Annotated in this window: 25 protein-coding genes; 9 read left to right on the forward strand and 16 right to left on the reverse strand. The window is 72.1% G+C overall.

Features of this window, described 5'->3' with window-relative positions; genetic code table 11:
- Positions 1-6 precede the first annotated feature (6 nt).
- Positions 7-924: a hypothetical protein gene (locus ACIBG4_RS28500; RefSeq protein ID WP_397204419.1), complete on the forward strand. Its 918-nt coding sequence runs from the start codon at positions 7-9 to the stop codon at positions 922-924.
- 22 nt (positions 925-946) lie between these two features.
- On the opposite strand, the gene ACIBG4_RS28505 is transcribed toward ACIBG4_RS28500, so the two are convergent.
- Positions 947-1,897 (reverse strand): oxidoreductase, encoded by a 951-nt coding sequence (locus ACIBG4_RS28505; RefSeq protein ID WP_397204420.1) that lies wholly within the window; start codon positions 1,895-1,897, stop codon positions 947-949.
- Between the two features lie 102 nt (positions 1,898-1,999).
- Between ACIBG4_RS28505 and ACIBG4_RS28510 the strand changes: the two genes are divergently transcribed.
- The 3 genes from ACIBG4_RS28510 (at position 2,000) to ACIBG4_RS28520 (ending at position 4,021) form a co-directional block, all read left to right on the forward strand.
- Complete coding sequence (locus tag ACIBG4_RS28510; protein WP_397204421.1) at positions 2,000-2,629, forward strand: TetR/AcrR family transcriptional regulator; 630 nt, start codon at positions 2,000-2,002, stop codon at positions 2,627-2,629.
- A 244-nt stretch (positions 2,630-2,873) separates the two neighbouring features.
- Complete coding sequence (locus ACIBG4_RS28515) at positions 2,874-3,659, forward strand: hypothetical protein (protein WP_397204422.1); 786 nt, start codon at positions 2,874-2,876, stop codon at positions 3,657-3,659.
- A 38-nt stretch (positions 3,660-3,697) separates the two neighbouring features.
- Positions 3,698-4,021, forward strand: a complete 324-nt coding sequence (locus ACIBG4_RS28520; protein WP_310709436.1) for a putative quinol monooxygenase — start codon at positions 3,698-3,700, stop codon at positions 4,019-4,021.
- A gap of 34 nt (positions 4,022-4,055) precedes the next feature.
- Here ACIBG4_RS28520 and ACIBG4_RS28525 read toward each other — a convergent pair whose 3' ends face one another.
- A complete protein-coding gene (locus ACIBG4_RS28525; RefSeq protein ID WP_397204423.1) occupies positions 4,056-4,358 on the reverse strand; it encodes a 4a-hydroxytetrahydrobiopterin dehydratase in 303 nt (100 codons plus the stop codon).
- Positions 4,359-4,529: 171 nt separating this feature from the next.
- On the opposite strand from ACIBG4_RS28525, the gene ACIBG4_RS28530 reads away from it, so the two are divergent.
- On the forward strand, positions 4,530-5,330 hold the full coding sequence (locus ACIBG4_RS28530; RefSeq protein WP_397204424.1) for an alpha/beta fold hydrolase: 801 nt from the start codon (positions 4,530-4,532) through the stop codon (positions 5,328-5,330).
- 10 nt (positions 5,331-5,340) lie between these two features.
- Here the strand turns inward: ACIBG4_RS28530 and mltG are convergent, their stop codons facing one another.
- The gene (gene mltG / locus ACIBG4_RS28535) at positions 5,341-6,315 is read right to left on the reverse strand and encodes an endolytic transglycosylase MltG (RefSeq protein ID WP_397204425.1); all 975 of its coding nucleotides are present in this window, start codon (positions 6,313-6,315) and stop codon (positions 5,341-5,343) included.
- The gene (locus tag ACIBG4_RS28540) at positions 6,312-6,824 is read right to left on the reverse strand and encodes a SigE family RNA polymerase sigma factor (protein WP_397204426.1); all 513 of its coding nucleotides are present in this window, start codon (positions 6,822-6,824) and stop codon (positions 6,312-6,314) included. Before ACIBG4_RS28540 ends, mltG begins: the two co-directional genes overlap by 4 nt.
- 281 nt (positions 6,825-7,105) lie before the next feature.
- Here ACIBG4_RS28540 and ACIBG4_RS28545 point away from each other — a divergent pair, with 281 nt between their 5' ends.
- Positions 7,106-7,786: an SDR family NAD(P)-dependent oxidoreductase gene (locus ACIBG4_RS28545; protein ID WP_397204427.1), complete on the forward strand. Its 681-nt coding sequence runs from the start codon at positions 7,106-7,108 to the stop codon at positions 7,784-7,786.
- Between the two features lie 77 nt (positions 7,787-7,863).
- Positions 7,864-8,487 (forward strand): isochorismatase family protein, encoded by a 624-nt coding sequence (locus ACIBG4_RS28550; protein WP_397204428.1) that lies wholly within the window; start codon positions 7,864-7,866, stop codon positions 8,485-8,487.
- Between the two features lie 173 nt (positions 8,488-8,660).
- Here the strand turns inward: ACIBG4_RS28550 and ACIBG4_RS28555 are convergent, their stop codons facing one another.
- The 11 genes from ACIBG4_RS28555 to ACIBG4_RS28605 all read right to left on the reverse strand — a co-directional run bounded on the left by ACIBG4_RS28555 (position 8,661) and on the right by ACIBG4_RS28605 (position 16,311).
- A complete protein-coding gene (locus ACIBG4_RS28555; RefSeq protein ID WP_397204429.1) occupies positions 8,661-9,023 on the reverse strand; it encodes a nuclear transport factor 2 family protein in 363 nt (120 codons plus the stop codon).
- An 11-nt stretch (positions 9,024-9,034) separates the two neighbouring features.
- Positions 9,035-9,421, reverse strand: coding sequence for a VOC family protein (locus ACIBG4_RS28560; protein ID WP_397204430.1), 387 nt, complete (start codon positions 9,419-9,421; stop codon positions 9,035-9,037).
- Positions 9,422-9,486: 65 nt separating this feature from the next.
- Positions 9,487-10,044 (reverse strand): phosphatase PAP2 family protein, encoded by a 558-nt coding sequence (locus ACIBG4_RS28565; RefSeq protein ID WP_397204431.1) that lies wholly within the window; start codon positions 10,042-10,044, stop codon positions 9,487-9,489.
- 212 nt (positions 10,045-10,256) lie between these two features.
- Complete coding sequence (locus ACIBG4_RS28570) at positions 10,257-10,763, reverse strand: MFS transporter (RefSeq protein ID WP_397204447.1); 507 nt, start codon at positions 10,761-10,763, stop codon at positions 10,257-10,259.
- 69 nt (positions 10,764-10,832) lie between these two features.
- Positions 10,833-11,651 carry an NAD(P)H-binding protein gene (locus ACIBG4_RS28575; protein ID WP_397204432.1) on the reverse strand — a complete coding sequence of 273 codons (819 nt, stop codon included), beginning with the start codon at positions 11,649-11,651 and terminating at the stop codon, positions 10,833-10,835.
- Entirely contained in the window at positions 11,648-12,286 is a 639-nt protein-coding gene (locus tag ACIBG4_RS28580; protein ID WP_397204433.1) for a TetR family transcriptional regulator, read from the reverse strand. The genes ACIBG4_RS28575 and ACIBG4_RS28580 overlap by 4 nt, the downstream gene beginning before the upstream one ends.
- 182 nt (positions 12,287-12,468) lie before the next feature.
- A complete protein-coding gene (locus tag ACIBG4_RS28585) occupies positions 12,469-13,035 on the reverse strand; it encodes a DUF1707 domain-containing protein (protein ID WP_397204434.1) in 567 nt (188 codons plus the stop codon).
- A complete protein-coding gene (locus ACIBG4_RS28590; protein WP_397204435.1) occupies positions 13,032-13,835 on the reverse strand; it encodes an ABC transporter permease in 804 nt (267 codons plus the stop codon). The genes ACIBG4_RS28585 and ACIBG4_RS28590 overlap by 4 nt, the downstream gene beginning before the upstream one ends.
- A complete protein-coding gene (locus ACIBG4_RS28595) occupies positions 13,832-14,797 on the reverse strand; it encodes an ATP-binding cassette domain-containing protein (protein WP_397204436.1) in 966 nt (321 codons plus the stop codon). Before ACIBG4_RS28595 ends, ACIBG4_RS28590 begins: the two co-directional genes overlap by 4 nt.
- Before the next feature lie 2 nt (positions 14,798-14,799).
- Entirely contained in the window at positions 14,800-15,675 is an 876-nt protein-coding gene (locus ACIBG4_RS28600) for a DUF4097 family beta strand repeat-containing protein (protein WP_397204437.1), read from the reverse strand.
- 57 nt (positions 15,676-15,732) lie between these two features.
- Positions 15,733-16,311, reverse strand: a complete 579-nt coding sequence (locus ACIBG4_RS28605) for a hypothetical protein (protein ID WP_397204438.1) — start codon at positions 16,309-16,311, stop codon at positions 15,733-15,735.
- An 87-nt stretch (positions 16,312-16,398) separates the two neighbouring features.
- Between ACIBG4_RS28605 and ACIBG4_RS28610 the strand changes: the two genes are divergently transcribed.
- On the forward strand, positions 16,399-16,611 hold the full coding sequence (locus tag ACIBG4_RS28610) for a hypothetical protein (RefSeq protein ID WP_397204439.1): 213 nt from the start codon (positions 16,399-16,401) through the stop codon (positions 16,609-16,611).
- Here ACIBG4_RS28610 and ACIBG4_RS28615 read toward each other — a convergent pair.
- Positions 16,562-17,557, reverse strand: coding sequence for a GlxA family transcriptional regulator (locus ACIBG4_RS28615; RefSeq protein ID WP_397204440.1), 996 nt, complete (start codon positions 17,555-17,557; stop codon positions 16,562-16,564). The genes ACIBG4_RS28610 and ACIBG4_RS28615 overlap by 50 nt on opposite strands.
- 53 nt (positions 17,558-17,610) lie before the next feature.
- Between ACIBG4_RS28615 and ACIBG4_RS28620 the strand changes: the two genes are divergently transcribed.
- The gene (locus ACIBG4_RS28620; RefSeq protein WP_397204441.1) at positions 17,611-18,006 is read left to right on the forward strand and encodes a cupin domain-containing protein; all 396 of its coding nucleotides are present in this window, start codon (positions 17,611-17,613) and stop codon (positions 18,004-18,006) included.
- Positions 18,007-18,111: the final 105 nt, after the last annotated feature.

Genomic DNA, 18,111 nt, shown 5'->3' on the forward strand with positions numbered 1-18,111 from the left:
GAAGGCATGAGCATCGACCTCTCCGCGGCCGCGGCCTTCATGGCCACCCACGCGCGCGTCCTGGACCGCCGCCGCTTCCATCTGCTGACCGAGCTCCTGTCCGGGGCGTCCGGAGGCTCGGCGCCGGACACGACGCCGGTGCTGTCGGCCCTCGACGGCTACCGCAATGCCGACGGCGGTTACGGCTGGGGCCTGGAGCCCGACCTGCGCTCCCCGGAGAGCCAGCCGGGCACCGCCCTGCACGCGTTCACGGTGTTCGAGGAGGCGGGCCCCCTCACCAGCCCGCGGGCGGCCGAGCTGTGCGACTGGCTCCAGGCGGTCTCGCTGCCGGACGGCGGACTGCCCTTCGCGCTGCCCACCACGCTCGCCGCCGGCACCGCACCCTGGTGGGCCGGCGCGGACCCGGCGACCTCCTCGCTGCAGATCACCGCGATCTCGGCGGCGGTCGCCCACCGCGTCGCCGCCCACGACCCGGCCGTGGCCGCCCACCCGTGGCTGGAGCGCTCCACCGCGTACTGCCTGGCCGCCATCGAGGCGATCGACCGGACGCCGCACGCGTACGAGCTGGCCTTCGCGGTGCGCTTCCTGGACGCGGCGCACGCCGCGCACCCGCGACGCGTCGAGGAGCTGGTGGAGCACCTGCGCCCGCACGTCCCGCCGGACGGCACGATGCCGGTCGAGGGCGGCAAGGAGGACGAACGGCTGAGCCCGCTGGACTTCTCCCCGCTCCCGGGCGGCCCCTCACGCACGCTGCTCGCCAAGGAGGCGATCGACGCGGACCTGGACCGGCTGGCGGGCGGCCAGAAGGAGGACGGCGGCTGGACGGTCGACTACGCCCACTTCTCGGCGGCGAGCCCGCTGGAGTGGCGCGGCCACGCCACCGTCGGCGCCCTACGCCTCCTCCACCACAACACCCGCCTCTGACCCGCCCCCGGCCCATCGAGGATCACGCCGGTGTCGATGCCGTGGACAGCTCGTAGGTGACGCCTGTCAGGCGTTCGGAGAGCTGCCACAGGCGAGCGGCCGTGTCGGTGTCGCGGATGGCGCGCTCGCGCGTGCGAGGTGTCGGCTCACCACGCAGTTGCAGCGGCCCGTCGGGAACGATGTAGCTGCCCCCGGGCAGGTCGGGGACCGTCGCGGCGTACAGGGAGGTCTTCGCCCCTTCCGGAGTGGGGCGGAAGGCCGCGTGCACGAGCAGGCGCGTGGCGGTGGCGTACAGTCGTCCTCTGCCGCTGTTGGCGCCGCCGGTGAGCACGTTGGTACGGGTGAGTCCAGGCGCGACGGCCATGCTGCGCAGCTTCAGCCCGGCGGTGTCGGCCCAGCGCTGCAACTGCATCGCGAAGTAGAGGTTGGCCCGTTTGGACTGCACGTAGGCGAAGGCCGTCCGGTAGCCGCGTTCGGCGTTGAGGTTGCCCAGGTCGAAGCGGGCGAAGCGCTGGCCCTCGCTGCTGACGGTGACCACCCGCGGATCGGGCGCGGCCAGCAGGTGAGGCATGAGCAGCCCGGTCAGGGCGAAGGTGCCCAGATGGTTGACACCGAACTGCGACTCGAACCCGTCGGCGGTTCTGGCGTAGGGCACCATCGCCACCCCGGCGTTGTTGATCAACAGGTCGAGGGGGCCGCGGTCCCAGCCGGCGGCGAACGCTCGGACGGAGGCCAGGCTGCCCAGGTCGACCTGGCGAAGTTCCAGGCGAGCGCCGGGCACCTCGCCCCGCATGCGGGCGAGCGCGGCCCCGCCGCGCCCGGGGTCGCGGCAGGCCAGCACGACGTGCGCGCCATGGCGGGCCAGTTCGCGGGCGGTGACGTAGCCGATGCCACTGTTGGCCCCGGTGACCACCGCGACCCGTCCGGACTGGTCGGGGACGGCATGGAGGGTCCAAGCGGGCGGGTTCCGCATGATGTGCCACCTCAGGGGATGCAGGATCGATGTAACGCAACTTGAAGTCGCGATACAGTGATCGTGCCACTCGCCCCGCTGATATCGCAACTCGGAGTTGCAATGCACTCTGATCCGTCCCCCGTCAGGCCGGTCGGCCGCGGCGCCAAAGTACGAGCCGCCGTCCACGCCGCCACACTCGCCGAGCTGCTGGACAAGGGCTACGCGGCATTGACCGTCGAGAACGTCGCCCAGCGTGCCGGAGTCCACAAAACGACGGTGTACCGGCGGTGGAAGGACCGGGAAAGCCTGCTCACCGACGCCTTGGCCGAGCACATGGCGATGGACATCCCCGTCCCCGACACCGGGGGGATCGAGACCGACCTGCGGGCGCTGGCGCGCTCGCTCGTCCAGTCGTTCACCAGCCCGACCGGGCAGGCCGTCCTCGCCGCCATGTTCACCGGGGCGGCCCACCTTCCGGAGATCGCCGCGGCCCGGCGTCACGTGTTCGACGACCGCCTCGCCAGGGCCGAACCGGTGGTGACGCGCGCTGTCGAGCGCGGTGAGCTCGCCGGGGACACCGACCCCGCCGAGCTCTTCAAGACCCTCGTCGCGCCGATCTACCTGCGCTTGCTCATGACCGCCGATCCGGTCGACGAGACGACCGCCGACCAGGCGGTGCGAGTGACGTTGGCCGCCGCGCGAGCGGGCGCCCTGCGACGGGCGCGCGACGGCGACCCGGCTTCCGGGTGAGGACGCTGATCAGACATGAGGCGGCGCGGGCGGGCGACGCCCACCTGGGATCCGTTCCCGAGCCTCCGCCGTGAAGTGCCGGAGGGTCATGTCGTTCATGTCGCGAAAATGTATGACAGCGGTGTCCCGGCAGGAGAGAGGGCAGTGTCGTCCCGGATAGTGACGGGGAGCCGAGTGCGCTGGTCACTCTGGTAGACGTGACCTGGCAACCGAGCGCTTGCTGACCATGGGTGACGCTCGCGCGGTGACCGAGCGGCACCTCGGCCTCTTCCGGAACGTACCGGCCGCGCGGCCCGGCCTCTGCCGCGTCTGCCACTCCGCCCCGGCGGAACCGCACGCGCCCGCGTGCCTGTGCGCGGGCTGCCACCGCGCCACGGCCGGGGTCCACCGGCACACGCCGCACGTGGTGCCCGTCTCGCTGTGCGCGCGGACGGGTGACGACCGGCGGCTGTACGACCTGGTGACCCGCCGCCGCTCCCCGCCGGGCGACCTGACCGGGGCGGCGTTGCTGGCCGCCACCGTGGCGCGCTTCCACCGCGCTCACCTGCCCTGCCTGACGAGGCCGGCCGGAGGGCCGTTCACGCTGGTCGCCACGGTGCCCGGGGCCGGCGCCGAGCGGCCCGTCGAGGCGTTCGACCTCATGCCCCGGGTCGTCCAGTGGGTCGCCGGGCTGCGCGACCTGCACCGGCCCGTGCTCATGCCCGGCGGCGACCGCGCCGCCGAGGAGGCGCTCGCCCGGCACGTGCCGGACGAGCGGGCGTTCCAGGTGCTGGGCCGGCTCGACGGCGAGCGGGTGCTGCTGCTCGACGAGTTGTTCGCCTCCGGGGCCCGCGTGCAGAGCGCCGCCTCGGTCCTGTACCGGGCGGGCGCGGAGGCGGTGGTGGCGCTGGTCGTCGCCCGGCTGGTGGACCCGTGGGCCGACACGCGCGTCGCGGACGCGTGGGCCCGGCCCTACGACTTCGGGCGCTGCTGCCTCTGCGACCCCGCGGCGCGGTTGTCCTCGGACGCCGGGCGGGCCCTGCTGGGTTAACCTCGTGTCGACCACCAGCCGACGTCCCAGAGGACATCATGATCTTCATCACCGCGAAGTTCCGCGTCCTGCCGGAGCACGCCGACCGCTGGCCCGAGATCACCGCGGACTTCACCCGGGCGACGCGCGCCGAGCCGGGCTGCCTGTGGTTCGACTGGTCGCGCAGCGTCGACGACCCGAACGAGTACGTGCTGGTGGAGGCGTTCCGCGACGACGAGGCGGGCGCCGCGCACGTGCGCTCCGAGCACTTCCGCGCGGCTCAGCGCACGCTCCCGCCGCACCTGGCGGAGACGCCGCGCATCGTCAACGCCAGTGTCCCGCAGGAGGACTGGTCCGAGCTGGGCGAGATGGCCGTCTCCTGACACTGCCCCGGTCCGCCCCGCCCCTGCCGCGCGTTCAGCCCCGGTCGCGGGCCGCTCCGCTGAGCACCTGGTCGATCCGGGCGGCGAGCTCCACGTCCTTCGCCGTCACCCCGCCCGAGCTGTGCGTCCACAGCCGGAACCGGACGCCGTCGCCGGTGCGCTCGATCTCGGGATGGTGGTCGAGCGCGTTGGCCTCGTTCATCACCGCCTCGCTCAGCCAGCCGTAACTGTCGGGCGTGATCGGCACGTCCTTGAGCAGCGCCTCCTCCTCATACCGCCACCCCTGCAGGGCCGCAAGCGCGGTGTCGATCTCGTCAACGGTCAGCCGCTCGGCCATATCGTCCCCTTACATCCGGTTTATCGCTTCGTTGATGGCTTACCACCGGAGCGCGCCCTCACACCCCCGGTTCCGTCGGCGAAGATTCCCGGCGCCAGGACCGACGAATCCGGCCCGGCGGCGGAGTCCTACCTCTGCAAGCACCATCACCCCAGGGAAGGACCACCCGCCATGAGCACCACCCACACCCTCCGCGTCCCCGGCGCGCGCCTGCGCTACGAGGTGCGCGGCGCCGGCCCCCTGCTGCTCGTCTTCGGCGCCCCCATGTCCGCCGCCGCCTTCGCGCCGCTGGCGGAGGCCCTGGCGGGCGACCACACCGTCGTCACCCACGACCCGCGCGGCATCTCGGGCAGCGTCCTCGACGACCCCGCGCAGGAATCGACCCCCGACCTGCGCGCCGACGACGTCGCCGCCCTGCTGGACCACCTCGGCGCCGACACGGCCGACCTGTTCGGCAGCAGCGGCGGCGCGGTGACGGGGCTGGCGGTGGCCGCCCGGCATCCCGGACGTGTGCGGACGCTCGTGGCGCACGAGCCTCCCCTGCTGGAGCTGCTGCCGGACGCGGCCGAGCGGCGCGCCGTGGTGGACGACATCGTGGAGACGTTCCGGCGGGACGGGCACGGGGCGGCGTGGATGAAGTTCATGACCACCTCCGGGTTCGACCTGGACGGCTCGGCCCCGCCGCAGGGCGAGTTCTCGGAGCAGGACCTCGCCGACAGTGCCCGCTTCTTCCTGCACGAGCTGCGGGGCACCACCCGGTACGTCCCGGACGTGGCCGCCCTGAAGGCCGGGCCCGGCCGGGTCGTGGTCGGCATCGGCGCGGAGTCGCGCAAGCTGCTCACGTACCCGACCTCCACGGCGCTGGCGGAGCTGCTCGGCACGCCGCCGGTGGAGTTCCCGGGCGAGCACGGCGGCTTCGTCACCCACCCGGAGCCGTTCGCGGAGGTCCTGAGGAAGACGCTGGCGGGCTGACGGCGGGCCGTCAGGACGTGCCCTTGCGCTTCTGCCGCAGGCCGTCGAGCAGCCGGAGGTATTCCGCCTGGGAGCCGATGAACCTGGTCTCGCCCGTCGCCGGATCGACCGCCACGTAGTACAGCCACGGGCCGGTGGCCGGGTGCAGCGCCGCCTCGATGGCGGCCCGGCCCGGGTTGCCGATGGGGCCGGGCGGCAGGCCGGGGAAGCGATAGGTGTTGTACCTCGACCGGCTCCTGAGCTCCTCGTTCGTGGCCTGGACAGCGTACTTGCCCAGGGCGTACAGGAGAGGGCTGTCCATCTGGAGCCTCATCGGCGGCTTGTGGCCCAGGCGGTTGTAGATCACCCGTGCGATCTTCGGCATGTCGGCCGTGCGGGCCGCCTCCGCCTGCACGATGCTGGCGATGATCATGATCTCCCGGGGGGTACGGCCGGCGCGGCGGGCGGCGTCCTCCAGGTGGACCTCGTCGGCGGTCCGGCGGAAGCGCTTCACCATCGAGGCGAGGACCTCCTCGGCACTCGTCCCCGGCGAGATCCGGTAGGTGTCGGGGAAGGCGAATCCCTCCAGCCGTCCCTTCGCGTAGGCGGGCAGGCCGAGCGCCGCGCCGTTCCGTGACGCCCGCTCGAACTCGGCCAACGGCCTGCCGGTGGCGCGCGCGAGCCGCGGCAGGACGTCGACGAGCCGGAGCCCGTCCTGCACGGGCACCAGGACCTCCGGCCGGTCGGGCTCCGGGCTCGTGGACGCCCGCCCGGAGCCCCGCTCGGCGGGAACCGCGCCAGGGACCGCCTCCCCGCCGGCCAGCCCCCGGACCGCGACCGTCGAGCCGGCGGCCAGCACCGCGACGGCGGCCGCGGCCGCCAGCGCCACTCCACGGGACCCGCGCCGGCGACCGCCCACCGCCTGGAGGAAGCGCGCCGGCGGGGGCGGCGGCTGCTCGTGCGCCATGTCAGCCAGGGTGTCGCGCAGCACATCCTCGATCTTCATCCGAACTCCCTCACAGCACTCAGTTCGGGCGCCGCCTGCTTCAGGCGCTCCAGTGACCGGTAGATCTGGCTGCGCACCGACCCGACCCTGACCCCGAGCAACCGGGCGATCTCGGTCTCCGACAGGTCCTCGAAGTAGCGCAGCACGAGCATGGTGCGCTGGCGGGGCGTGAGCCGGGCCAGCGCCGCGCGCATCACCAAACGCAGGTCCACGACGTCGGCGTGCTCACCGCCGGCCTGGTCGGGCAGCCACTCCGTGGAGACCTCCGTGACCCGGGAACGGCGCCGCCACCGGCTCACCTGCTCGTGGTACATGGCGCGCCGGACGTACCCCTCGATGGCCCCGCGGTCCCGCAGTCCCCTCCACCGCGCGGCCGTCTTGGCCAGGGCCGACTGCACCAGGTCCTCGGCCGCGTGCCGGTCGCCGGTCAGCAGGTACGCGGTACGGAACAACGCCGCTGACCGCTCGACGACGAACTGCCGGAAGTCCGCCTCAAATCCTGGATCCACCCGTCCTCCTCACCATGTCACCAAGCAAGGACGCACCCGGGACGCCGATCTATGCCTCCGTGCCCCGGGTCAGGTTAGGGTGGCCCGCGGAGGCCCTGTCCGGCGTGGACGCGTGGCTCACCATGCTGGACGGGCGCGTCGCCCACCGCTCCACCGGGAACCGACCCGCGTGCCCATAACCGGCGGCTATCGCCCCAGCTATTGGACATCCGAAATCCACTGCCACAGGATGATCACGTCCGGCACGAGGCCGGGCCGCAGGTCATCGAGGGGAGCCGGTGATGATCGCACTGGTCACGGGCGCGAACCGGGGCATCGGGCGGGAGGTGTGCCGCCAGCTCGCCGCCGCCGGCCACACCGTCGTGCTCACCGCCCGTTCTCTTCAGCCGGCCGCCGCCGCGGCCGCCGAGCTCGGCCCCGACGTGCACCCTCTGCTGCTGGACGTCACCTCCGAGGAGAGCGTCGCACGGGCGGCCGAGGCGGTCGCCGAGCGGTTCGGGCGCCTGGACGCGCTGGTCAACAACGCCGCCATCACCTACGACACCTGGCAGCGCGCCGAGAACGCCGACCTGGACGTGGTGCGGGAGACGGCCGAGACCAACCTGTACGGGCCGTGGCGGATGGTGCAGGCGTTCCTGCCGCTGCTGCGCGCCGGCGGGCACGCGCGGGTGGTCAACGTCTCCAGCGAGGCCGCCTCGCTGACCGGCATGGGCGGCGGCACGCCCGCGTACACCACCACCAAGGTGGCGCTCAACGCCCTGACCCGCATGCTCGCCGCCGAGCTGCGCGGCGACGGCATCCTCGTCAACGCGGTCTGCCCGGGCTGGGTGGCCACCGACATGGGTGGCGCCGGCGGGCGTCCGGTCGCCGACGGCGCGGCCGGAGTGGTGTGGGCCGCCACCCTGCCCGACAACGACCCGACCGGCGGCTTCTTCCGCGACGGCCGTCCCCTGCCCTGGTGATCCCGCACTCCGGAGGAACGGGAAACGATCCTGGTATCGGGCGCCACGGGCAGGCCCGCGAGGAGATGCTCGCGGCCATGCCGCGGCAGTACCTCGACGCCTTCTTCGACTTCTACGTCAAGGGGACCCTGGACGAGTCGGTGGTGCGCCCGACCGTCCAGGAGGTCACCGGCCGGCCGCCCCGCACGTTCGAGCAGTGGGCCCGCACCCACGACCGCGACCGCGTGATCGCGAACATCGGCGCGCTGGTCGACAAAGCCAGGGCGGAGGACGTGCCCGTGGTCTGGGTGCAGCACTCCGACGACAACATCAAGCGGGACAGCGAGAGCTGGCAGTACGTGCCGGAGCTGGTCCGCCTCGACCCGGAGCCGCTGGTCCACAAGAGCTACGCGGACGCGTTCGAGGGCACGGAGCTGGAGGCGGTGCTGGCCGGGCGGCGGGTGGGCCGGCTCGTCGTCACGGGCGCCCAGACCGACGAGTGCATCCGCTCCACCATCCACGGGGCCTTCGTCCGCGGGTACGACGTGACGCTGGTCGGCGACGCGCACACGACCGAGGATCTCAGCGAGTACGGCGCGCCGACCCCGGACAAGGTGATCGCGCACACCAACCTCTACTGGCAGTGGCAGCGGGTGCCGGGCCGCCGCGGCGAGACGGTCGGCACGGCCGAGGTGACCTTCGCGGCGCCCGGCACGGACTGACCTCGGGCGGCGGACCGGCGAGCTGATGCGCCCACAGGCTGGTCACGCGCACGACAGCTCCCCCACCACCTGGGACATCGGGGCCCGCCCCTCCTTCGGCCGTGGCCGCTCCTACCCGCGCCCCCTGCCAGGCAAGCGATTGACCAGGAAAATCCCCCCAAAGGGACCCGGCGTCAGGGACGCGCCTGCGCCTGCCGGCGGCGGAACTCGTCGAACGGCGTGCGGTCGAACACGAACCGGTTATAGACGATCTTCCCATCGCGAACCGTGACGCACTCGGCCGCCGGTGCGCTCTTGGCCGGGATGGTCTCGGCGTCGTACATGAGCAAGGCCGTGTCCTCGTCCCCGAACGCGGCGATCAGCTCCGCCCTGATGAGGAACCGCTCCGCGAAGGGCGCCAGGAACTCCCGGTACGCCTGGATGCCGGCGATCCGTCCCGCCGGAGCGTCCAGCACCACGTCGTCGGCGATGTACCTCATCGCCCCGTCGAGGTCCTTGCCGGTCCAGGCGCGGTGGTGGGCCAGTGCGACCTGCAATGCCGTGCTCGTCACGACGGCCCGCCGGAGCCGTAGGGACGGGTGATGATCTCCAGGCTGTGGCCGTCGGGGTCGGACCAGTACAGGCCGCGGCCGCCGTCGTTGGTGTTGATCCGTCCCGGCTCGCGATGGAACGGGTCGGCCCAGAACTGCAGCCCGCGCTCCTTGATCCGGCTCCAGATCTCGTCGAACTCCTCCTCGGTCACGAGGAACGCGTAGTGCTGCGGATGAACGGTTTCGGCCTGGGCGACATCGAGGGAGATGCCGTTGGCCATGTCCACGACGCGGAAGGGGCCGAAGAGGGACGCGGGCGGCAGCCCCAGGAGGTCGGTGAGGAACCGGGCGGTCTCCTCCCGGTCCCGTGCGTGAACGATGGTGTGGTTCAGCTGCACCGGCATGTCGTTCTCCTTACGCGGCCCGATCTGGTCCGCCTTGGTTGTCCTGCCCGTTGGAGGCAGCGGACTCACCGCGCTCGCGCCGAGGAAGCCGGGGAGCCTGCCAGACGCCGGACGCTCCACCCGCACAGGCTCCCGACGGCGGCCCCGGCCACGACGTCGGAGAGGTGGTGCACGCCTGTGTGCACCCGTGAATAGGCGACGGCCACGGCCGCCACCCGCACCGGGACCCGGACGGCCGGCTCGGCCACCCCAAGGGCGGAGGCGAAGGCGAACGCGGACGCGGCATGCCCCGAGGGAAACGACGTCGAGGTCGGACGCCGTACCCATCGCGAGAGCAGCGCCGGACCGTGATCCGCCGGAGCCGGCCGCCGGCGGCCGGCCAGCGGCTTGAGACACAGATTCGTCAACGCCGACGCCACCCCGATCGCCAGCACCCCCTGACGGGCCGCCCGCCGGCCCCGCCTGCCTCCCAGGACCGCCATCACGGCCGCGGTCAGCAGCCAGAGCCGTGAGTGGTTGGCCGCGTTGGACGCACCCACCAGCAGCCGGTCGAGGCCGGGTGTCGGCGTCCCCGCGACGGCGTCGAACACCGCCCGGTCCACGGCGCCCACCTTCGTCCACATTTCCGTCGTCCACCGCGCCCGACCTGCGCCGCCGCGCCTTTTCCGCATCGCCGCCTCCCTTCGCCCGCGCACCAGCGAACTCTTCATGAACGACTGCTTACCGTAGGCATGCCTGCGAAAACCGCACCCCGGCACCGACTGCTCCCCTGTCCCCGCTGAGCCCGGCGATTCCGCGTCGAGGCGTGTCCGCCTCCACGCGGTCCGGTGCCGGCTCAGGACTTGAGGGGCTGGGCGTCCGGCTGGGCGTCCGGCTGGGCGTCCGGCTGGACGTCCGCCACGACGGCCGGCTTGGGCCGGCGCATGAGGACGAGGACGAGCAGGCCGCCGGCGACCGCCACCACGGCGGCCCCGACGAAGGCGGTCTGGAAGCCGTCGGTGAGCCTGGGCAGGTTCCCCAGCTCGGCGGCGCCCTGGGAGGTGGCGACGGCGGTCATGACCGCCAGGCCGAGCGCCGATCCCACGTTGTAGGTGGTGTTGACGATGCCCGAGGCCAGCCCGCTCTCCTCCGGGCGCACCCCCGACATGGCCGCCATCATCGCCGGGATGTAGGCCAGGGACACGCCCACGGCGGCGACCAGCGAGGCCGGCAGCACGTCGACGGCGAAGGCGCCGTCCGGCCGGACCAGCGAGAGCGCACCGACACCCGCCGCCAGCACGAGCAGGCCGAGCACGATGAGCGGCTTGGCCCCGAGGCGGTGGTTCTTTCGCCGCTGAGCCAGGTCCGGCGTCGTTCGTCTTCGGCGTCGGCTTTCGCGTCCCGGCCGTCGTCCAGCAGGCCGTGAAGGTGGTCAGCGGAAGTCGGCGGCGTGGTCTTGCGCCCATTCCGCGAAGGTCTGGGCGGGTCGTCCGGTGAGCCTTTCGATGATGACGGAGGTCTCGGGGACGGTCTCGACGCCCGCCGCCCACCCGCGCATGACCGCCTCCACTCCCATCGCGGGCATCGTCCTGCCCAGGTCGGCCCGCGCCTGTTCGGGTGTGACCACCTCGATCGGGATCTTCCTGCCGATGGCCGCGCCGATGTGTCCGACCTGCTCGCGCAGGGTGAGCGCCTGCGGCCCGTACAACGTGTACGCCTGTCGCCCGTGCCCCCGCTCGGTCAGCGCCGTCACCGCGAGGGCGGCCATGTCCCGCTCGCTGACGGGAGCCGTCATCGCCTCCGGGTACGGCAGTCGCACAGCCTCCCCATCCTTGATAGCCCGCGTCCACCACCACCGGGTGTTGGTCGCGAACATCCCCGCACGGATGAAGGTCCAGGACAGCCCTGACTCCTCCAGGGCCGACTCCACGATGCGATGGTCCCGGGCGATCGGATTACGGGCGGCGCCGGGCTGCACGACCGCCCCGGACGACAGCAACACCACATGCCGCACCCCGGCCGAACGGGCAGCCGTCACGAACCCCTCGATGCCCGCGGGCTTGGCATAGAGAAAGACCTGCGAGGCGCCCTCCAGCGCGGCGGGCAACGTTTCCGGCATATCCAGATCCGCCACCACATGGGTGGCGTCCGGCGTCCTGCTCGTCAGCCGGACCGGCACACCGGAAGCGGTCAGACCGGCGGCGACATGGCGGCCGACGTTCCCCCGGGCGCCGAAGACAACAGTGATCATAGGGTGGGCCTCTCCTGATCCTCGGTGAGCAGTTGGACGAGCTGGGTGCGCAGGACCTGCCGGGTCTCGGGTGACAGCGGGTCGCCGCCGAGGATGTCCCGGACCAGGTGTGGCATCGTGATGGGCGCGAAGATGATCGCGTAGGCGGCGAGGAGCGCGAACGCGGGGTCGAGCCCGGCGCGGATCTCGCCGTCCTCCTGGCGCCGGCGGGTCTTGTCCACCGACGCCGCCATCGCCTCGCGCTGCCGCTCCGCCTGCCGCCTGCCGTCCTCGGCGTCGGCGAACGGGCAGTCGCCCAGTGCCTGCCAGACCACAAGCCTGGCCCAGTCGGGCCGATCGAGTGTCGCGTCGAGATGCGCGCCAAGGGACTCGGCGAACGACGCCCCAGGCGGGACGATCTCCGCCTGCACCTCCTGCCACCGGCGCCGGAGCTCGTCGAGCAGCCCCTGCTTGCCGCCGAAGTAGTAGGAGATGAGCTGCTGGTTGACGCCGGCCCGCGCGGCGATGCCTGCCGTCCGGGCCCCGGAGTAGCCCTTGGCCCCGAACTCGGCGACGGCCGCGGCGAGGATGCGCTCCCGCGTCCCGTTCGCCGCCCGCTCGCGCTCGTCCGGCCGCGACTCCTCTGATGAAGGCATGCGGCACATACTACTCAATCAACTAGTTGAATGAACCCTGGGGGATGCGCGCTCGGCAGCCATGGTGGCCACGTCGCCGATGGAGAGGGTCCGAACCCGGGGCCCGGGGACCGGTGCGGCAACTGGGGGCAGCGCGCAGCGTCCCGCTCGAAGAGCACAAGAAGATCACAGCAAGGCCGCCTTCAGCGGTACGTTCTGAACCACGCCCGCCGGTAGCGGACCTTCAGCCGGCCGTACGCCATGCTGCCCGTGACGCGGACGTGCAGTCTCCCCGGACGCCTGCGCCCCGGCACCCTGGTGACCGCCTCACCCCATTCGAGTTCCACCCCGTCGATGTCCGCGGTAGCGCCGGCCGGCAGGAGGATCGTGGCGGAGCCGTACTGGAGCCGGAGGTCGATGTCGAGCTCCGGATGCTCGATGACGGCCTGGGACAGGTCGAGCGACACGCCGCCGTACTCGGACTCGATCCGCAGCTCACGTGGCACCCGCCAGTCACCTGTGCGCCTGACGCGCCCTTTGGTGGACTTGAGCCGGAGCACCTCGCCCGGGACATCGCCGGGCAGGTCGGCGACCGCCGCCGCCAGGTCGCTGTGGGAGCCGGCGGTGAGAGCGCGTTCGAGTCGCTCCTCCATCTCGCCGGAGCTGATCCGCCCGTCGGCGAACGCCTGCTGAACTCGCTGAACGATCGTGTCGCGTTCGTGCTCGGAGACACGTACCTGCGGCTGCGAGGGGAAGGAGGGCGTGGTCATCGGCTGACCGCTCTCTTGTACAGGCGCGTGGCCAGCGGCACGAACACCACCAGGAGCAGCACCGACCACAGCAGCGACGCCGTCACCGCGTGCTGAAGCGGCCACGCCCCGGACACGGGCAGCGCCGGGCTGGTGTTGCCGAAGAGCTCGCGTGTGGCCTGGATGATCGCGGAGACGGGGTTCCACTCGGCGACGGCACGCAGCGGACCCGGCAGCCGGGCGCTGTCCACGAACGCGTTGGAGAGGAAGACCAGCGGCATCGACACGACGGTGGCGATGTTGTTGAAGACCTCGGGCGTGCGCAGGGCCAGCGCCACCGTCGCCGTGACCCAGGAGAACGCGTAGGCGAACAGCAGCAGCAGGAGGAAGCCCAGGACGGCCTCGTGCGGCGCCGAGTGGATGCGCCACCCGACGATCAGTCCCATCACGGTCATCGCGATGATGCTGCTCACGTTCATCAGCACGTCGGACAGGGTCTGGCCGGTCAGCACCGCCGACGGCGCCATCGGCAGTGTGCGGAACCGGTCGAAGATGCCCTTCTGCAGGTCCAGGACCAGGGTGTAGCCGGTGACCTGCGCGCTCATGACGACCGTCTGGACGAAGATCCCGGGGATCATGTACTCCTGGTAGGACATCCCCGGCACGTCGATCATGCTGCCGAAGACGTAGGCGAACAGCAGGACGAACACGATCGGAAGGATGATCACGCCGCCCAGCAGGTCCGGCGCCCGTTTGATCTTGAGAGCGTTGCGCCTGGTGACCGTCAGGCCGTCGGCGATCGCGATCTGGAGGGTGTTCATCGGCTGCGCTCCTTGGGGGTGTCGGTGGCCTGGTGTCCGGTCAGCGTCAGGAACACGTCGTCCAGCGTCGGTCGTCGCAGGCCGGCGTCGCGCACGGTGACACGCTCGGCGGCCAGCCCGGCCAGGGCGTCGGTGAGCGATGCGGCGCCGTGGGTCACCGGGACGGTCACCTGTAAGGCGATGGCGTCGATCTGAAGGTCTCCGACCGCCAGGGGCACGAGCACCCGGCGGGCGGTGTCGAGGTCCGCCGGGTTCGTCACCGCCAGCTCGATGCGATCTCCGCCGACCTGATTCTTGAGCTCGTCGGCGGTGCCGAGCGCGATCACGCGGCCGTGGTCGACCACGGCGATCCGGTCGGCGAGCCGATCGGCCTCCTCCATGTACTGGGTGGTGAGGAGCAGCGTCGTACCGCCGGCGACGAGCTCGGCGATGACGTCCCAGAGCCCGGCGCGGGCTCGCGGGTCCAGGCCGGTCGTGGGCTCGTCGAGGAACAGCACCCGCGGGTCGGCGACCAGAGCCCCGGCCAGGTCGAGCCGGCGGCGCATGCCTCCGGAGTAGCCCTGGACGGGGCGGTCGCCCGCCTCGGTCAGGTCGAAGCGTTCCAGCAGCTCGCGCGCTCGCTGCTTGCTGCGCTTGGTGCCCAGGTGGTAGAGCCGCCCCACCATCTCCAGGTTCTCCGCGCCGGTGAGGTGGTCGTCGACGGCGGCGTACTGCCCGGACGCACCGATGTGGGAGCGCAGCCGCTGGGCGTCACGGACGACGTCGAAGCCCGCGACGGTGGCGCGGCCGGCATCCGGCGTCACCAGCGTGGTCAGGATCCGCACCGTCGTCGTCTTGCCGGCGCCGTTCGGCCCGAGCAGGCCCAACACCGTTCCCTCCGGGACCGACAGATCCAGCCCGTCCAGGGCCGTCACGTTGCCGTACCTCTTGACCAGGCCTTCGGCCACTATCGCGAGGGACATGATCATTCTCCTCTGCTGGGGTAGCCGGTCCGCGGCCGGCTACGGCGGATCACGATGTCGCCGTAGGACGTTCGAGCGCGCACCTCGACCGTCTCGTCGGTCCGGTCAGGGCCGTCGGAGGCGGCCAGGGAGACGTGCACGCTGCCGTACTCCGTCCTGGCGTCCAGGTAGGCGGCGGTGCCCTCGCGGATGCCCGCCTCGATCTCGCCGGAGGAGGTCTCCAGCACAGCCGTACCGCGCGCCACCTCGCCGATCCGGACGTCGCCGGTCGCCGTCCTGGCGGCGACGCTCGCCTGCGCGCGGTCGACGGTGATGTCGCCGTACGCCGTCTTCATGCGCAGGTCTCCGGTGACGTCGCCGAGCGTGATGTCACCGTTGGCGGTCTTGATCACCGCCGAGCCGTCGATCTCGCGCACGCGGATTCCGCCGTTGGCCGTGGTGATGTCGGTGTGCCCGGTCGACCTGACCACGGTGATGTCGCCGTTGGCGGTGTTCAGCTGCAGATTGCCCGTCTCGTCGAGCCAGATGTCGCCGTCGGCGGTGTCGAACCTCGACTCGCCGAGACGGCCCTCGGCGCGGATGTCACCCGTCGTTCTCGCGTCCACGCGGGAGCCCGCCGGCAGCTCGACCGTGACGTCCATGGAGCCGCCCTGCCAGAACCACGAGCGGATCGTGGGCTTGGGCGACTTCACCAGCAACCGGCCCTGGGCGTATTCCACCTGGGTCTGTGCCGCGCTCTGCACGGCGGCGTCGTCGGACGCGTCCTGCGGGCGTATCCCCACGACCGTGTCGGCGCGGTCGCCAGCGCGGATGCGGACGTCGGCGGCCATGAGGTCGATGGTGACGAAGATGGGTTCCGGGGTGTCGAAAGCCGGCATGGCGGTGCCTCACGATGGGATGGCGAATGGATCATGGCGGGGTGGGACCGGCCGGGGCTAGCGCACCCAGCCGGTGTAGTGCCGCCCGGTTCCCGGAAGGTCCTGCGAGACCCCGGGCCGATCGGAGCGGGCGCCCGCGTCGCCGGTCTCCAGCGCCGCGGACACCGCCCGGACCAGCCAGGCGTTGACGGAGAGCCCGGCCCGGCTTGCCGCCTCCTCGATGCGCGGCTTGAGGTGGTCGGGAACGCGGAGCGAGATCCGCGACGTGCCGCCGTCATCGCTCTCCGGCGGCGCCTCCGCGACGGGCGCCCGGACGCCCATCGCAACCTCGACCGCTCCGGCCAGCGCGGTCCTCAGGCTGGTCCTCGGCTGCTCCTCGGCCGGCCGGTGGACCGGCGCCGGCGTCACGACGAAGTCGGGGTCACGCCCGCGCAGCCGCACGTCGACCGACCCCGGAGCGAGATCGCGGGTGATCTCGCCGGCGGCGGCCGACAGCGCGTCGAGCAGGGTGAGCCGTACGGCCGCCTCCAGGGGGGCGGTGAGACGCTCGGCGAGCGCGCGAGAGTCCGGGCCGCCCGCCTCGGCGGCGACCGTCAGCTCGCGGCGGAGGTTGTCGACGTACGGCGTGAGATCCATGACGCCATCATGGCGCCATTCTGACGCCATCGCAAGCCCGCCGGAGAGCTGACGCTGACATCACCATGACGCCACGGCCCCGACCTGGTGATCCGCGGCACGCCGATGGGGCAGATCTGGCGGCTGGAGGTCGGCCAGGCGCGCTACCCGCTCAAGCAGGTCTTCGCCGACCCGCCGCCCGAGGCGCTGATCGAAGCCGAGCGGGCAAGCTTCGTGAGCGGGGTACGGCTGCCACCGATGACCAGCGCGGTCACCGGCCTTGCCCCGGCCCGAAACGGCGCCGGTACTCCACGGGCGTGAGCCCGATCTTGCGACGCATCAGCCCGCGCAGATTGGCGGCGGTGCCCAGTCCGCTGTGCCGTGCGACCAGTTCGAGGCGGGACTCGCCGCGCTCGATCAGCCGGCACGCCTGGGCGAGCCGTTCCCCCGTGAGCCAGGCCAGCGGTGTGGTGCCCAGCTGCGACTGGAAGCGGCGATGCAGGGTCGCCGGACTGACCGAAGCGCGCGCCGCGAGATCGGACACCGTGAGCGGGGCGTCCAGCCGTTCCTGAGCCCAGGCCAGGACAGGCGCCAAGGATTCGTCCGGCGCCTCGGGCACGGGCCGCTCCACGAACTGCCGTTGCCCGCCGTCGCGGTGCGCGGCGAAGACGAGCCGCCTGCTCACGGCGTTGGCGACCTCCGCGCCATGGTCGCGGCCGACGATGTACAGGCCGAGATCGAGCGCGGCCGCGCTCCCCGCGGCCGTGAGAATGTCACCGTCGTCCACGAACAGCACGTCCGTTTCCAGCCGGACGGAAGGGAAACGGGCCCGGAAGGAATCCGCCCACTGCCAGTGCGCGGTCGCCCGCCGCCCGTCCAGCACGCCGGCCTCCGCCAAGGTGAAGGCGCCGCTGCAGAGGCCGACGAGACGTGCGCCACGCGCGTGCGCCCGCCGGACGGCCTCGAGCACGGCGGGGCGGCGGGGCACCTCGACGTCGGGACGGTTGGGCACGATCAACGTGTCCGCCGACTCGGCCGCGTCCAGGCCGGCGACACCCGTGAGCGTGAAGAACCCGTCCCGCATCAGTGTGCGCGGCTCAGGAGAACACAGCCGGAAGTCGTAGAGGTCACGGCCGAGCTCGGGCCTGCGCAGGCCGAAGACCTCGGTCGCGCAGCCGAGCTCGAACGGGTTGGAGTTCTCGTCCACGATCACGACGACGCGGTGCGGGCGTCCCTCGTGAACGGGTTGCGAGGATTCTTGCGCCATGTGCGATTCCTAGCACTCACACCAGTCCTGGACAAACGGCCAGGATTGTCCTCATGAGCAACGAACCCATCGCTCTGACCAGCGCCCTTGCCTCCTTCGACACGCTGTGGAGCCCCCGCATCGTCACCCGCGTCAACGACTACGACGTGCGCGTCGCCAAGGTCGAGGGCGAGCACATCTGGCACGTCCACGACGGCACCGACGAGTTCTTCCTGGTCCTCGACGGGGAGCTCGTCATCTCCTTGCGCGAGCCGGCCGGGGAACGCACGGTCCGGCTCCCCCAGGGGTCGGTCTTCACCGTCCCCCGGGGCACGGAGCACAGGCCGTCGGCTCCCCATGGGGCCGCGATCCTCATGTTCGAGCCCACCGGCACTTCGTCGGTCGGCGACCGCCACGACGAGATCGTGGACCACATCGACGCGACGACGGGGCACGCGCTCGGCCTTTGAGCCGCGACGGCCCTAGGGCCTGTTTTGTGGATCTCATGTGAGCCATAGCAACAGGCAGACGATGGTGACACTTGCCTGGTAGTGAACGGCGAGCTTGTCGTAGCG

This window comes from Nonomuraea sp. NPDC050383, from assembly GCF_044459125.1.
Taxonomy (GTDB): domain Bacteria; phylum Actinomycetota; class Actinomycetes; order Streptosporangiales; family Streptosporangiaceae; genus Nonomuraea.